Source organism: Chitinophaga sp. 05T412 (assembly GCF_056396465.1).
In genome coordinates this window covers 88813-103908 of the sequence record NZ_JBFTLN010000017.1, presented here as the reverse complement: position 1 = coordinate 103908, position 15096 = coordinate 88813, and the positions used below count along the sequence as shown (strand labels likewise).

The 15096-nt window shown below is 47.7% G+C and carries 9 protein-coding genes; 5 read left to right on the top strand and 4 right to left on the bottom strand.

Translation table 11 applies throughout. The annotated features are described in order from the left end of the window. Nucleotides 1-6: 6 nt before the first annotated feature. From AC1DFM_RS29505 to AC1DFM_RS29495, 3 genes are all read right to left on the bottom strand, one after another. A complete protein-coding gene (locus AC1DFM_RS29505) occupies nucleotides 7-3312 on the bottom strand; it encodes a SusC/RagA family TonB-linked outer membrane protein (RefSeq protein ID WP_477080377.1) in 3306 nt (1101 codons plus the stop codon). A 329-nt stretch (nucleotides 3313-3641) separates the two neighbouring features. Beyond that, a complete protein-coding gene (locus AC1DFM_RS29500; RefSeq protein ID WP_477080376.1) occupies nucleotides 3642-4784 on the bottom strand; it encodes a FecR family protein in 1143 nt (380 codons plus the stop codon). 60 nt (nucleotides 4785-4844) lie between these two features. Further along, a complete protein-coding gene (locus AC1DFM_RS29495) occupies nucleotides 4845-5447 on the bottom strand; it encodes an RNA polymerase sigma factor (protein ID WP_477080375.1) in 603 nt (200 codons plus the stop codon). Between the two features lie 176 nt (nucleotides 5448-5623). Here AC1DFM_RS29495 and AC1DFM_RS29490 point away from each other — a divergent pair, with 176 nt between their 5' ends. The 5 genes from AC1DFM_RS29490 to AC1DFM_RS29470 all read left to right on the top strand — a co-directional run bounded on the left by AC1DFM_RS29490 (nucleotide 5624) and on the right by AC1DFM_RS29470 (nucleotide 13375). Further along, nucleotides 5624-6190, top strand: a complete 567-nt coding sequence (locus AC1DFM_RS29490; RefSeq protein WP_477080374.1) for an RNA polymerase sigma factor — start codon at nucleotides 5624-5626, stop codon at nucleotides 6188-6190. Nucleotides 6191-6302: 112 nt separating this feature from the next. Beyond that, nucleotides 6303-7358 carry a FecR family protein gene (locus AC1DFM_RS29485; RefSeq protein ID WP_477080373.1) on the top strand — a complete coding sequence of 352 codons (1056 nt, stop codon included), beginning with the start codon at nucleotides 6303-6305 and terminating at the stop codon, nucleotides 7356-7358. 287 nt (nucleotides 7359-7645) lie between these two features. Beyond that, nucleotides 7646-10825, top strand: coding sequence for a TonB-dependent receptor (locus AC1DFM_RS29480; RefSeq protein WP_477080372.1), 3180 nt, complete (start codon nucleotides 7646-7648; stop codon nucleotides 10823-10825). A 17-nt stretch (nucleotides 10826-10842) separates the two neighbouring features. Then, the gene (locus AC1DFM_RS29475; RefSeq protein ID WP_477080371.1) at nucleotides 10843-12321 is read left to right on the top strand and encodes a RagB/SusD family nutrient uptake outer membrane protein; all 1479 of its coding nucleotides are present in this window, start codon (nucleotides 10843-10845) and stop codon (nucleotides 12319-12321) included. Nucleotides 12322-12379: 58 nt separating this feature from the next. Beyond that, the gene (locus tag AC1DFM_RS29470; RefSeq protein WP_477080370.1) at nucleotides 12380-13375 is read left to right on the top strand and encodes a TolB family protein; all 996 of its coding nucleotides are present in this window, start codon (nucleotides 12380-12382) and stop codon (nucleotides 13373-13375) included. 114 nt (nucleotides 13376-13489) lie between these two features. Here AC1DFM_RS29470 and AC1DFM_RS29465 read toward each other — a convergent pair whose 3' ends face one another. Then, a complete protein-coding gene (locus tag AC1DFM_RS29465; RefSeq protein ID WP_477080369.1) occupies nucleotides 13490-15082 on the bottom strand; it encodes a hypothetical protein in 1593 nt (530 codons plus the stop codon). Nucleotides 15083-15096 lie beyond the last annotated feature (14 nt).

Below are 15096 nucleotides of genomic sequence, written 5' to 3'. Positions count from 1 at the left end.
TTAAAATTATTTAAACGTAACCCTGATAGTGGTCGAAATAGAACGGGCAAAAGGATAGTCTATCCCCCGCTCTCTTCTCACAGTAGAGGCATAAAAAAGATCATTTGAATACACGTTGAGACTTAATGCTGACAAGGAAGCGCGGTTCAACCAGGCTTTATCACGGAATTCATATCCGATATTGATAGATTCCCCACTAAAAGAGTTTTCTGTCTGAATAAACCGGGAACTTATCGGCGTATTATCCAGTGCGGATATACGTTTGAAAGGAACAATATCTCCTGGTTGTTTCCAGCGATCGGTGAGCGCCCGTTTATCCTGATTCTGTCCCAGCTGACTAAAACCAATATTTTCCACCTTGTTATACAATGCCTGGTTAAACTGGTCACGGCCAAATACGTAGCGGATATATAGTCTGAAATTAAATCCATGGTAATTCAATACACTGCTCAACACCCCTTCTGCTGTGGGTTGTGCATTGCCTACCACTACCTGGTCATTGGCATCATAAGTAAAAGTTTGTTGCCCGTTTTTCTTTAGAAAAACTTCCTGTCCGGTAGCCGGATCAATACCCAATGAGGGCACCGCCCATAAGTCGTTTGCACTGTATCCATCCCGGTAACGGTTGAGGGCATTACTTTCTCTTAATTGTTTATTGTATCCAGACAACAGGTTATCGAAATGGTTATAACGCTGGGTAAGTCCCGCCCCTGTAATACCCAGTGTCCAGGTAATTTTTCCAGGTTGATAGATGGGGGCATAGGATACCGTAGCTTCCCAGCCTTTTACCAGCGAGTTTCCGGCATTAAAGGGATAGGTACTTAACCCCGTGGAAGATGGCAGGTTAACCGCCACTACCAACGGATCTGTAAGTTTATGGTAGCCGTTTAGCTGAACGATCAGACGGTTATTCAGCATCTCCACATCCATGCCCACACTGGTTTGCAGGGTACTTTGCCATTCCAGGTTKGGCGCGCCCAATGCGCTTAAGTAAACACCCAGACCTTTGCTGTTGATTGTACTGTAATAATTGTATACCGACTGGCTTACATTACCAAAGTTCTGATTGCCGGTGAGCCCCATATTACCGCGCAGACGCAGCACATTGAAGAGGTCCAGCCCTTTTATAAAGGCTTCGTTATGCAGGTTCCAGCTTACACCGCCTGAGTAATAGGGTGCATATCGCCTATTGGAACCGAAGGCAGTAGAGCCATCCATATTCATGTTCAGGTCTATATTGTATCGCTGATCATAGGAGTAGTTGATGGCCGCCACAAACGAGTTTCTTCTGGTAGTAAGTGTGGCAGCATCGGGTACAGATCCGTCCGGGAAACCATAGGCAAAGGCGGGGTTACCGTTGCTGGCATTCGGAAAACCTTTGGCTTTGTAGCCATTCACCTGGTCTTTGTTTTGTGCTACTTCCGTGCGCAGGTAGGCTGTCAGGGAATGTGTACCGGCAAATACTTTTGCATAGGTTAAAGCCGCATTGGCGGTATAGCTCCACCGATCTGCTCTGCTATGTGTCAGATCACCTTTTAAGGTCGGATCTTCCAATTTATCATATGCCGTGTTTAAAGGAGATACGAATATGTTATTTTCTGTTGCGGTTTTCATCACCTGTGCATTGGCCTGAAATCTTAATGCCTTCGACAGGTCCACACTCAGCTGCAGGTTATTTTGTATGTTAAAACCGTCTGTTCTGCCAAAGCTGGGCAAACTGGCGTTGTAAAAGGGATTAGGTACCCGGTTATATACATTGTTATCCGCTGTGGCGTATTGTTCCAGGTATTTCTGACTGGCATCCATCACCCGGTAATAAGGGTTCGTATTTACCCAGGTAGAAAATGAGCCTCCCGATGCTTCCTGACTTTTTGCACCACTCACATAGATGTTATTACCTACCGTTACTTTACCGGAATGATAAATAATATTCAGGTTAGCCCCCCATTCTTTGCGGTTGGACCCCAGCATGGTACCATCTATATTTTTATAGTTGGCGCCCACATTATAACGAAGTTGCTGATCGCCACCGGTAGCACTAACAGCGTGCCGTTGTGAGAAACCTGTGCGTAAGGGTTTGTTTAACCAATAGGTATTTACCCCTCGGGCTACTTCTTTCATACGTTTACTGTAGAGGGTATCCAATGTCAGCTGATTAGCCACATATCCATTCTGATCAATATAGGCGCCGGACAGCTTTTCGAAATACATTTTCTCTGCAGCATTCATCATATGATAAGACGACAAGTCGGGTAACTCTATATTCAGATCGGAGGTATAACTCACCTTTAACCTTCCTGGCTGGGGTTTTTGGGTTTCCACTACTATTACGCCATTGGACGCCCTCGATCCATAAATCGCCGTAGATGCCGCATCTTTCAGGATGGTGATGGAAGCTACCATGTTCATGTCCATGTCTACAATAGTTCGCAGGTCTGTTTCAAATCCATCCAGTATAAACAGTGGTTGATTGGGATTGCGGGAGAACTGATCCCTTAATCCAGTGGTATTGGTGACAATACTCGTTTGCCCACGCAATTCCAATGTTGGTAATACATTGGGATTGGAACCCGCCAGGTTGTTTTCTATCTGTACGATAGATGGGTCCAGGGAACGTAAACTCTGGATGATATTCTGGTTGCCCAGCGTTTTGAGCTGATCGCCGGTGAAGCTGGCGGTGGCACCGGTGGAGCTGGTCTTTTTTCGTAGCATCATCCCCGTTACAATCACATCTTTCAATGCTTTCTCATCTTTCTGCAACAAGATGGTAAGTGCGCTGGCACTGACTACTTTTATTTCTCTTTTTTCAAAGCCCAGATAGCTGATCACCAGTGTTTCTCCGGGAGGTACATTCACGGTGAATGCTCCTTTATCATCCGTGAGGGCCACTACCCGGTTGCTGTTTTTTATCGTTATGGTGGCGCCGCTGAGCGGCAATCCATCTGCATCTTTTACTATACCGGCAATACGGATGTCCTGTTGTAGGTCCGTGATATTATCTTTTACCGGCGCTGGAGCAGGCTTTMGGGAGAGGATAATATTTTTCCCGTCGACCCGGTAGCTGACCGGCTGCTGCTCAAACAATAGTTGCAGGAATGCATGTAACGGCATTTCCTTTGCCGTTACCGTTACTGCGTTGGCAGTGGTTAATAGTTCTTTATTGTAGAAAAACAGGTAAGGTGTTTGTTTTTCTACTGCCGTCAGTACTTTCTTCAGGGCCACCTGTTGCCCTGAAAAGGTGATGGTCTGGGAGAAGCCGGTAGCAGCGGCATGCAGTACCAGCACAGTTAAGAAAAAGGTAGTTAGTTTCATTGCTAACAGCAATTTTTTAAAGGACTTCCGCCCATGAAAAATCACGGGGCATACGCCCCACAAAGCCCGGTGAGGGTTTGCATTTTTTTGCATAAATTGGGTTGGTTTTTGGTTTTTGTTAAAATGATGTGATCACGAACTGAATTTTACATGCGCCAATACTGTATAGCGGAAGTGAGGGTCCAATTTCACTTCCGTTTTTTTATGCGGCGATGTGACGATTTGGTTGTTGTTGTACAAAGGTTATCCATCCCGAAAAAACCTTTCAGGTAGCTGATTCATTGCCCGTTTGTTTTAAAAATACTGGTTGATAAAAATGTTTATTGTTACTAAGGCATTACTATTAATTTTCTTCCTTCTAATCTGAAGTGTACGCCGGTATCCTGTAAGGTAAGCAGTACTCCCTCCAAAGAAATGTCCCTGCTTAATTTACCCCCGAAACGTATATCCGGTATATCTTTTTCGTATACTACTTCAATATCGTACCAGCGTTCCAGTTGTCGCATCACTTCTTTTAAGTCGGCGTCCTCAAAGTCGAAGCGGCCATTTTTCCAGGCCATTACTTTTTCTGTATCAATGGTCGTTATGGTACGGATATGCGCATCACTGCTCACCCGCGCCTGCTCTCCCGGTTTCAGCAGCGCTGAGAAATTATTTTTACTCACTTTTACAGAACCTGCCAGCAGCGTAGCGTTGATACAGGCTTCATCCATATAGGCGTTTACGTTAAAATCGGTCCCCAATACATCAATGGTAGTATTGCCGGGAGTATTCACCCGAAAAGGTTGTGAAGCATTCGCAGCTACTTCAAAGTATACTTCTCCCGTAATATCCACCTGCCGCATATTTCCGGCAAACACCGTAGGAAACCGGATACTGCTGGCAGCGTTGAGCCAGGCCCGGGAGCCATCCGGCAATACGATTTTAAACTGTCGCCCTTTCGGTGTAGACATGGTATTCCATACAATGGTGGTATTGCTGGCAGCTGCTGCATCATAGCTCAGCTGCCCATTTTGTAACAACACTTTCGTCCCATTCTGTTGAGCTACCAGGCCATTTCCCATACTATCCAGCACTACTTTTTCACCGTTTGCCAATTGTAATATCGCGCCGTTCTTTCCCGGAGTAATAGTGGTGGCCACGATCGCAGGTGACGGCGATGGCTTAAATTTCACCATCCACCAGGTACCCAGTGAAAATAAGAGTAACACTGCCGCCGCCCATCCCCAGCGGGGCATGGCGTACATCCGGGTGCGTTCTTTGCTGGTAGCCGCATCCAATGCCTGCTCCAATGCGGCCTTCCGATGGGTGGGCATCGGTACCCGTTCTCCGGGTGATGCCTCCTCCAGCGCGCGATTGAAGTCATCCAGCGAACAGGTACTGCACCAGCTATAAAACTGATCCAGCTCTGCTGCGCTGATGGTACCCGCGTCGAATTTTATAAAAAGTGCTACGATTTCTTTGTTGGTCATAAAAGCAATTACTACATAGACGTATCCCGAAGGAGAAGTGGACACCCTCCTCCTCAAAAATTATTTTTCGTGCAGGGAATACCAGAGGATAAGGAGTATGCCGAGCCAGTCGCCATGCTGTACCAGCACGTCTTTCAGATGTTTTAACGCAGCATAGAGATGTTTTTTCACTGCTGACCGACTAATACCTGTTTGTTGTGCTATTTCATCCAGGGTAAGTCCTTCCTGGGTTCTTAGTAAGAAGATGGTTCTTTTTTGCCCGCTGAGTGATTGTAGGGCTTCATAGGCGGCCTGATAATATTGCTTATATAACAAGGCGTCATCCAATAGCGGGCTTTCTTCCGGCCGGCGTACCTGATATTCCGTTTCTGCTCTTAGCCTGGTTTTAGCTTTGCGCAGGCGATCAAATAACAGGTGACGGGCTACCGTAAAAATATAATCCGGGAAAGAGCGTACCAGCACCAGGGTTTCCCGGCTGATCCAGGCTTTTACAAATGTCTCCTGTAGCAGATCTGCGGCTTCATCATCTGATTTGGCAAGAAACGAAAGCGAAGAATGAAGTGTAGGATAATAGAAAGTATAGAGATCACCATAGGCCTTTCTATCCCCATCTGCAGCCAGATGCAGCAATTCCTGTTCATGTTGTATCGTTTCAGTAGGCAATCTTCGTGGCGCATTTTAGAAATCGCAAACTAGCTAAAAAATTGGTAGTTTTTATCTTTCCGGTTTTCCGGCACGCCAAAATAAGTGGTCTTGCGGCTTTACCAGCCGCCCTCCTTTTCGATGTCCTCTCTGCAATAATGTAGCAGCATATCATCTTTTTTTGTAGCTTCCCACCTGTGCAGGGGTCGTCTTATACAACAGATAGTAATGAACAATATGTTGCCTTATACCGGCAACACTATCCCTATTTATTCAAAACCGGCCAGAATGCAGGCTTTTCGCCGGACATCATCAAAGACCTCATCAATCAAACCTTCCTGGCTTTTATAGAAAAAAATATCGACTGGTCGCAGATAGACCAGCCCAAATTCTATATTGCCAGCAGCTTTAAAAATAAACTCATCGACTACGCCCGTAGCAAGGGTAAAACGTACACTATTCCGGACACGGAAACTACAGACGACAGCATCGAAGAAAAAATTATCCTGACAGAAGAAGCGGCACAGCTGAAAGCACAAATGCAGCAAGCCTACCAGGCCTTGCCTCCCCGCTGCCGCCTCGTGATCCGTCTTAAATACTACGAAGGACTCACCCACGACCAGATTGCCGCACAAACCGGGCTAAGTCACCGCAGCATATACAACAACCTCTCCGAAGGCTTAAAAGCCATGCGCATCCTGCTGGAAGATAAGTCCCAGCGCCCTGGTCAGCTCCGCGCCCTGCTGACCCTGTGCCTGATCTGAAACACAGACGCATGGCCGCGAATCACATCTCCCGAAAAAAAATATAAAAAACTTTGCAAAAAGTTGGTACATCCGCTAACGCTCACCGTCTGTTATTTATAAACACGGCGGAATGACCAAGATTTACACGTACGAAGAACTGATCACCCACGATACCTTTATCGCCCACTGTACCACGCAGAACGCCGATGCTGCGCAGTACTGGGCTGCTTACCTGACGCATTTCCCCGGCGAAGCCGCCAATGTGGAAAAGGCCCGGCTGGCGGTACAACAGCTGCATGCTGCCCTTACACCACTGGCCGCAGATGAAGCCGCCACGGAGTTCCGCCAACTGCTGGAAGCGCAACCACCTGCGCAGGTACATCCCATGCGCATCTGGTACAAACGAATTGCAGTAGCTGCTGCCGCTGCGGTGACCGCCACTGCCGGCGCCTGGTACTGGCAACATGCCACGCAAAAACCTGTGCTGCCAGAAGTGGTACAATCCCTTCCCGGCGAACGGAAATCGCTGGTACTGGCCGATGGCACCAAAGTGAACCTGAATGTGAACAGCCAACTGCAACTGCATCCGCAATTCAAACAGGGCGTGCGGGAAATCACCCTGCAGGGAGAAGCTTTCTTCGACGTACACCAGGATGCCAACCACCCTTTTATTATCCATACCACACATATGGATGTGAAAGTATTAGGTACCACGTTTAATATTATGGCGTATCAAAACGACACCAAAACAGAAACATCGCTGATCAGCGGCGCCGTAGAAATAACGCTGAAAAGCAAACCAGGCAATCACATTGTGCTAAAGCCCAATGAAAAAATCACGTTAGAAAATGGACTGCTGTCCGCCAACAAAACCAACGGCACGGCCCTACAGGTCAGCAAAACAAGCCTGCAAAGCAAAAACCAACTGATCGCCGAAACGGCCTGGACCAACGACAAACTGGCCTTTAATGATGAAACACTGGCAGATGTAGCACACAAGCTGGAACGCTGGTATGGCGTACACGTACAGGTAGACAGCAGCATTGCCGGCAGCTACCACTACACGGCTGTTTTTGAGAAAGAAACATTGCCGCAAACATTGCACATCCTGCAATTAATTCTACCATTTCAATATACCATCAATGGCACGGAGGTAAAAATAAGTAAACAGAATATCAACCAATAGTATCAGCGGTTAGCTGTTAGCTGTTAGCTTTTAGCAAAATACAGCGGATATCATATTATGTAGTCTTCGCTGCATTTTGCTAAAAGCTAAAAGCTAACGGCTAACTGCTAAAAAAAAGGGGAACGATGAACATCCCCCTTCAGTTCAGTTAGTATTACCCTGCTCCCAACTTCGCGGGCGTGGAGTGAGGTAATGATTTAGCAACTAAACAATTCAAATCTATGGAAAAAAACAGGCAATTCCGAACCTTCGGAACGGGGCCGTTATGGGCTAAAATGCACTTGAAAATGAAAATGCTGGCAATCCTTCTATGTTGTTTTGTGATGCAATCCACTGCGATGGTCTATTCGCAGGATGTAAAGCTCACCCTGAAGGCTGAAAATGTTCCACTGAAAAAACTCTTTAAACTCATCGAAAACAAATGCGATTATCATATCGCCTATAGCAGCAATCTGCTGTCCAATAACCAACTGGTGAATATCGACGTGGTAGACCAGCCCCTGCAACAAGTGCTGCAAACCGCCCTCGCCAACACCCGCCTCACTTTCCAGGTGATGAACGATCACCTCGTGATCATCAAAATGCGGGAAAATACCCCTCCACAGGAAAAAGAAATCACCGTCAGAGGCGTTGTAAAAAACGCAGCCGGCCAACCGGTACCCGGAGCTACCGTACTAGCCGGCAAAAAAGTAGCGATCACCGACCAGCACGGCCGCTATGAAATTAGTACCGCTCCCAACGACATCCTCTCTTTCTCCTTCATCGGCTACGAAAAACAGGAAGTAAAAGTGAATAACCACGCCATCATCAACGTATCGCTCGAAGAAAAAAAAGGCGCACTCAATGAAGTAGTGGTAGTAGGTTACGGCGCTCAACGCAAAAAAGACCTCACCGGCGCCGTAAGTACCATATCTGCTAAAGAACTGGAAGACAGGCCCGCCACCAACTTCGGCTACTCCCTCGAAGGAAAGGCCGCCGGCGTACAGGTCATCCGCTCCTCCGGTAAACCACAGGCAGGCTTCTCTATCCGCGTAAGAGGTACGACCTCCATCACCGCCGACAGCGAACCACTCTATGTAGTAGACGGTGTACCCAGCGCCACTACCTACGATATCAATCCTAACGATATTGAGAATATAGTGATTTTGAAAGATGCCTCCTCAGCAGCCATCTACGGCGCTGCAGGCGCCAACGGCGTGGTATTGATTAGCACTAAACGCGGTAAAAATCAACAACCCCAACTGGCTTTTAATACGTACTACGGACAGTCAGAAGTCACTAAAAAACTACCGGTATTAAACAACAAAGAATACATTGACCTGATGACAGAACTCGGTCAGGTGGCCGACTGGAGCAAGTATACCGCTAACACCGACTGGCACGATGAAGTATTCAGAAAGGCAGCGTCGCAAAACTATCAGCTGTCGCTCAACGGCGGCAACGATGCCACCGCCTACTACATCTCCGGCGCCTGGATGAAACAAGACGGCGTAGTACGCACCAATACCATGAACCGGTACAACTTCAAAATCAATCTCGATCAAAAAATAAACGACTTCATTAAAATAGGTACCAGCATCTCCTATTCCAAATGGTTCGATCGTAATGTGGACGACAGCAAAGGCACCGGCAACGGCGGTGTCATCATGAATGTGCTCACCACCGCGCCGGTGATCGGCGTATACAATCCTGACGGCACTTTCACCGCCAACCCGTTACGCTTGTCGTTCCATAACCCGGTCGCCTATACGGACGGCGCCACCAACGGTTTTAACAACAGCCGTTTCTTTGGCAGCGCATACGCAGAAGTAAAAATTTCTCCCAGCCTGAAATTTAAAAGCCTGTTTGGTTACGATCAAACTACCGGCAGATACAACTACTTCCTGGACCCTTACAAAACCGACTGGGGACGCGTAAACAAAGGCGTAGCGGATCTCAACACCGATCAAACCAACTACTGGCTGTCGGAAAATACACTCAGCTTCTCCAAAAAAATGGGCAAACATAGCCTGGATGCACTCGCAGGCTTCAGCGTATCAAAAACCAACACCGAAACATCTTCCATAGAAACCAAAAACTTTTCCGGCATCAGCGTACCTACCGTGAGTGGCGGCGCCGTAGTGAACTTTGCTACCGGTACCCGCATCGCCCGTGCCAACGACGCATTGATCAGCAGAATTAACTATACCTACGCAGATAAATACCTGCTCACCGGTAACTTCCGCGCAGATGCTTCGTCTGTATTCGGTCCGGGTAACCGTACCGGCTACTTCCCTTCTTTCTCTGTGGGATGGCGCATTTCAGAAGAACCTTTCTTTAAAAGTATCCATAACGTAGATGAATTAAAACTGCGCTTCGGCTGGGGTAAAGTAGGTAATGATCATATCGATGCCTACGGCTGGTATGGTAAAGTAGGCACCGGCGCCAGCTATATCCTGGGCGGTGTTGTACAACCTGGTACCGCTCCTCTCACTCCGGAAAACAAAAACCTCCGCTGGGAAACTACCACCCAAAATAATATCGGGTTAGACGTGGCCGTGCTGAAAACAAGAATTAACCTGTCGGTAGACGTATACCGCAAATTCACGCACGACCTGCTCTTCGATAAGCCACTGGCTACTTCCAGCGGATTCACCGGCGCACTGCAAAACATCGGCAAACTGGAAAATAAAGGATTGGAAATTACCGTGAACACGAAAAACCTGGTGGGTGCATTGAAATGGAACACCGACTTCAACATCTCCTTTAACCGTAATAAAGTAATTGATATTGGTCACGAAGTATTGCCCGTAGGCATGATCCCACAAAGAGAAGAAGCCGCGCTGATCCGCGAAGGCTCTCCACTCGGCACTTTCTGGGGATATGTAGCTACCGGCGTAGATCCTAAAACCGGTATGATGACCTATGCCGACCTGGATAAAAGCGGCGATGTGAGCGATGGCGACAAAACCGTGATTGGTAATGCCAATCCTAAGTTTACGTACGGACTTACTAACACCTTCGCCTACAAAAACTGGCGCCTTAGCATCTTTGTACAAGGTGTGCAAGGCAATGATATTTTCAACGGTACCCGCATAGAAATTGAAGCCATGAATGATTTCAGGAATCAGTCTACCGCCGTTTTACGCCGCTGGACCAAAGAAGGGCAGATCACCGATATTCCCAAAGCAGTACCTGATGATGCATCCAACACCCGCATCTCTTCCCGCTTTGTGGAAAACGGCGCCTATGTGCGTTTAAAAGCACTCACACTGGGCTACCAGCTGCCGGATGCATTGGCCAAACGGATGCGGTTAAGAGGAGCGAACATCTACCTCACCGGTGAAAACCTGCTCACCGCCACTAAATACTCCGGCTATGATCCGGAAGTAAGTGCGTTCGGTGCACAGAACGGCGCCATGGGTGTTGACTTTGGTACCTATCCGCAAACCAGGCAGCTGATTGCCGGATTGAACATTTCTTTCTGATCTCCTAATTTAACTTTATGCGCAACAAAATATATTTTCTCTTACTATTAACGCTGCTCACCAGCACGAGCGGGTGTAAGAAATTCCTGGACCTGGCGCCAGAATCCAGCGCTACCACCGGCAATGCCTATCAGACGGCTGAAGACATGGAAGCTGCGCTGGTAGGACTCTACAACACTTTCTTCGGAGAATACTTTATCTGGGATGATGTATTACTCGGCGACATACGCTCCGACAACGCCTACTCCGGCGGCGACGACGCAGAAATTGACCAGTACGATAATTTAAAAATTGCCACGGTAAACAGTCGCGTTTTTGCCAACTGGAAACTGCTGTACAACGGTATCTCCAAAGCCAACCTGATACTGGACAAAATAAAAGGCGTTACCGATCCGGCACTCGATATCAACAATCGCAGAGCCACCCTGGCCGCAGAAGCTAAATTTATCCGCGCCTACTGCTATTTTGAACTGGTAAAAAATTATGGCCCGGTGCCATTGGTATTTACCTTCGGAGATGTGGCTCCTGCACAAGCCAATGTGCCCCGCGCTGCTGAAAAAGATGTGTATGCAGCCATTGTAAAGGATTTGGAAGATGCCCTCGTTTTACCAGCTGACTACGGTCAGGGGTTATCTCTCAATACTTCCAGAGCCACCAAAGGTGCAGTAAATGCCCTGCTGGCAAAAGTATATGCCCAGATGCCGGATCGCGATTACAACAAAGTAATCAGCTACTGCGATGCTGTAACGGGTTATGAATTGACACCTTCTTACGCCACCCTGTTCGATGGAGCCAACTACCTGAACTCAGAAGTAATTCTGCAGATACAGTTTATTCAAAGTACACCACAAGCCAACTGGGGCCCCCAAATGTTTCTGCCCCCCTCCCTCACCGGCGACGACTGGCGCAAATACGGCACCCCTTCTAAAGATCTCGTGAAAGCATATGATGATGAAGGAGATGAGATCCGCAAAAACGCCAACATCCTCTTTGATCAGGCTGCCTGGTCCGATCAATATTGGAAACCTTGCGCCAGCGAAGGTTCCATCCCATTCACGTATAAATGGAAACATGCCAATGGCTGGGCTAGTGGTGATCATATTTCCCTGCTTCGCTTAGGTGATATCCTGCTGCTGAAAGCAGAAGCGCTCAACGAAATTGGTCAACCTGCGGAAGCGTTGAACATCGTCAATAACCAGATTCGTAAACGCGTTAACCTGGCTCCTGTTCCAATGGGTTCCAAAGAAGTGGTACGGGATGCTATCCTGAAAGAACGCCGCCTGGAGCTGGCTTTCGAAGGCCAGCGCTGGTACGACCTGGTACGTTTGAATAAACTCACTACCGTGATGGGTAACCTGAAAGAATATACGTTATCCTGCAGCAGCAACACCAAAGTACTGGTTGACTACGGCATTACTGACGACAAGCGCCTGTTACCGATTCCACAAAGTGAAATGAACAGGAACCCGAAACTCACACAAAATAAAGGCTACTAATTAACAGCGGGTGTATTCAACATACACCCGCTTCTTTTCACTATTTAATCTTTATCATATGAAACTGCTATCGCTCAGCTGCGGCCTCGTCTGCATTCTGCTCTCCTGCGCCTGCTCTAAAAATGATAAGGCAGTCGCCGACAATACCACTCCGCCTACGGTCACCCATCCTGACACGGCGGTGCCAGCGGCTCCCAAACCGGGTCTCAGCGGTAAATTATTATTCCACCGCTACGATTGCTACGGTTGCGCAGATACGAAAATGTTCCTGTACAACTTCGCCACCAACCAGCTCACCTGGCTCAATCAAAACTGGAATATCGACTACCCGATGAATGCACACTTCAACCCCGATGCCACCAAAATACTATTCATGGGGCAACCCAAAGGCTCCGGCGACTGGGACATTTACACCTGGGACGTAGGCAGCAGCAGCGCTCCTACCAATCTCACGGCTGGCAATGGTTTGCGGGATGAAGACCCGAAGTTCTCTCCGAATGGCTATCGCATTACCTTCAAACAGGATGGCAATCTCCGAATCATGGAGCTGAATGGCAACGTTACTAACAACGTCACCAACACGCCTTCCATTGAGGAAGGCATGCCTTACTATACCGATGACGCCACCGGCTTAATCTTTGCACAAGGCGCCGGCAGTGGATCAGACATCTACAAAATAAACATTGATGGTACTGGTAAAGCAGCGCTGGCCAACACCGCCAATGTACAGGAGTACTACCCCATTACCCGCGACGCCAATACCTTCCTGTATTCCAGGTGGTATAGCAGCTCCAATCAACACGATCAGGTATACATGGGGAACTTCGGTAATAACACGCGCACCAGACTACCATTCAACAACAGCAACGCAGACTATTCTGATGCCTATCCCTGCGGCACCGATTACGTGATCATCTCCAGTACCCGTAATGGCACCGTGGGTGCGTATGACCTTTATATCGCCAATATCACCACAGGGGATATCTGGTCGCTGAGCTCTTACAACGCGAATATTAACAGTACGCAAAATGAATTAGGGGCATGCTATAAATAGCAGAAAGCATAAAGCGGAAAGCAAAAAGCTATTGAAGCGAATGATTAACGCGTAAGGATATACGCACTTGTTAATCGCTTCAATAGCTTTTTGCTTTCCGCTTTATGCTTTCTGCTAAAAACAAATATCTTTCTTCAACGGCTGTCCGTCGGTCATTCCACGGGTATTAAACTCCATTCGCTGTTGACGGCCGTTCGGATAAGTCACTCTGATTTCGTAGTCGGTATCTTTTTCCAGCATCATATTGATTTCTCTTCCAGGGGCGCCTACGAAGCACCAGCCCATATCGCGCTGTTTGTTGTAGATATAAATACAGGCATCTCCCAATGTGCGGCAAACAATGCCGGTAAATGGAATCACCAGGCCTGGTGTAATTTTTTTCAGGGTGTATGTTTCCGGTGTGGTAATACTGTAGATGTCGTCGCTGCCTTTACCACCGGGACGATTCGATGAAAAGTACGTAGCGCCGTTGTTACCAGCTACGAAGTAAAAATCATCGGTGGGTGAATTGGTAGGATAGCGCAGGTTTTCCGGCGAACTCCATTGTGCTTTACTGCCTGTGGCATGGAAGATATCGAAGCCTCCCATACCTGGCCAGCCTTTGCTGGAAAAAAACAAGCTACCATCTGGCGCAATGGTGGGGAATTCTTCGTCGGCCGGACTATTAATGGCAGGACCACAATTGGTAGGGGTACCCCATTTACCATCGCTTTGTTTTTCACTGTACCAGATATCTGTTCCTCCAACGCCGCCGGGCATATCACTGGCGAAGTACAGGGTGTTGCCATCGTTACTGAGGGCTGCATGACCTAAAGAATATTGATCGGCTTTGTTATAGGGGAAAGGTACCGGTTTACCCCATTTGCCGTCTTTATCTTTTTCTGATGAAAACAGTTCCAACCGGCGATATCCGTACATCACACGGTGTTCTTTCACACCAGGAATACGACGCTGTGGGTAAGTCATGGTGACGTAAGCAGTGCGATAATCTTTGTCGAATGCCGCCGGGCCTACGTGATAGCGTGACCAGTTGAAAGAGGGTGAAAAGTCTTTGATATATACACTACCGTAGTTAGCGGTATCTCCCACATACAAACCATAATAATCACGGTTGGTACGGCCATATTTATTCCGGTTAAAATGGCTGCCGTTCGCCAGTTGATTGCGGTATAAAGTATCTGAAGTAAATACGATACCATTGGGATAATACGTAGCGCCCCAATCGGATTTAGAAGTATTCAATCTTTCTACATTATTAATAAAAACAGGGGTAGGCGATGCTATCCAGCCGGGAGCTGCATCACAGCCGGCGATACGGTTCTTCACGGCTTCCTGTTGCGGTGGTGTTTGTGCATACTGGGTGTAGGCTGCTTTCGCTTCGGGATATTTCCCCAGGCTCATGAGCATATCGCCATAGTACAAACGGGCATCTGCGGAAGCATCGGAGCGGGCGAGCAACTTTTCGTACCAGTTGGCCGATGCGGCATACCGGTTCATTTCCCGGTACGAGTTGGCCAGTCGCTCTAATACCAGCGTGGATGTTTTCTCCTTTCGTTTGGCGGCTATCCGCTCATACAGTGAAGCGGCTTTGGCAAAATCGTATTTGGTATAGTAAATAGCGGCCTGTCTGTCTAACGACAACTGCTCCTGTGCCGATAAACAAGATGTTGATAGTAGTAGTAAAATTATTCCAACATATTTTTTCATAGTACTTGTTTAAA

Bases quoted from the DNA above. Each gene is read 5' to 3' on its own strand.
- AC1DFM_RS29500 (WP_477080376.1), bottom strand. From the start codon at position 4,784: ATGACCAACAAAGAAATCGTAGCACTTTTTATAAAATTCGACGCGGGT.
- AC1DFM_RS29470 (WP_477080370.1), top strand. From the start codon at position 12,380: ATGAAACTGCTATCGCTCAGCTGCGGCCTCGTCTGCATTCTGCTCTCC.
- AC1DFM_RS29485 (WP_477080373.1), top strand. From the start codon at position 6,303: ATGACCAAGATTTACACGTACGAAGAACTGATCACCCACGATACCTTT.
- AC1DFM_RS29480 (WP_477080372.1), top strand. From the start codon at position 7,646: ATGAAAATGCTGGCAATCCTTCTATGTTGTTTTGTGATGCAATCCACT.
- AC1DFM_RS29475 (WP_477080371.1), top strand. From the start codon at position 10,843: ATGCGCAACAAAATATATTTTCTCTTACTATTAACGCTGCTCACCAGC.
- AC1DFM_RS29465 (WP_477080369.1), bottom strand. From the start codon at position 15,082: ATGAAAAAATATGTTGGAATAATTTTACTACTACTATCAACATCTTGT.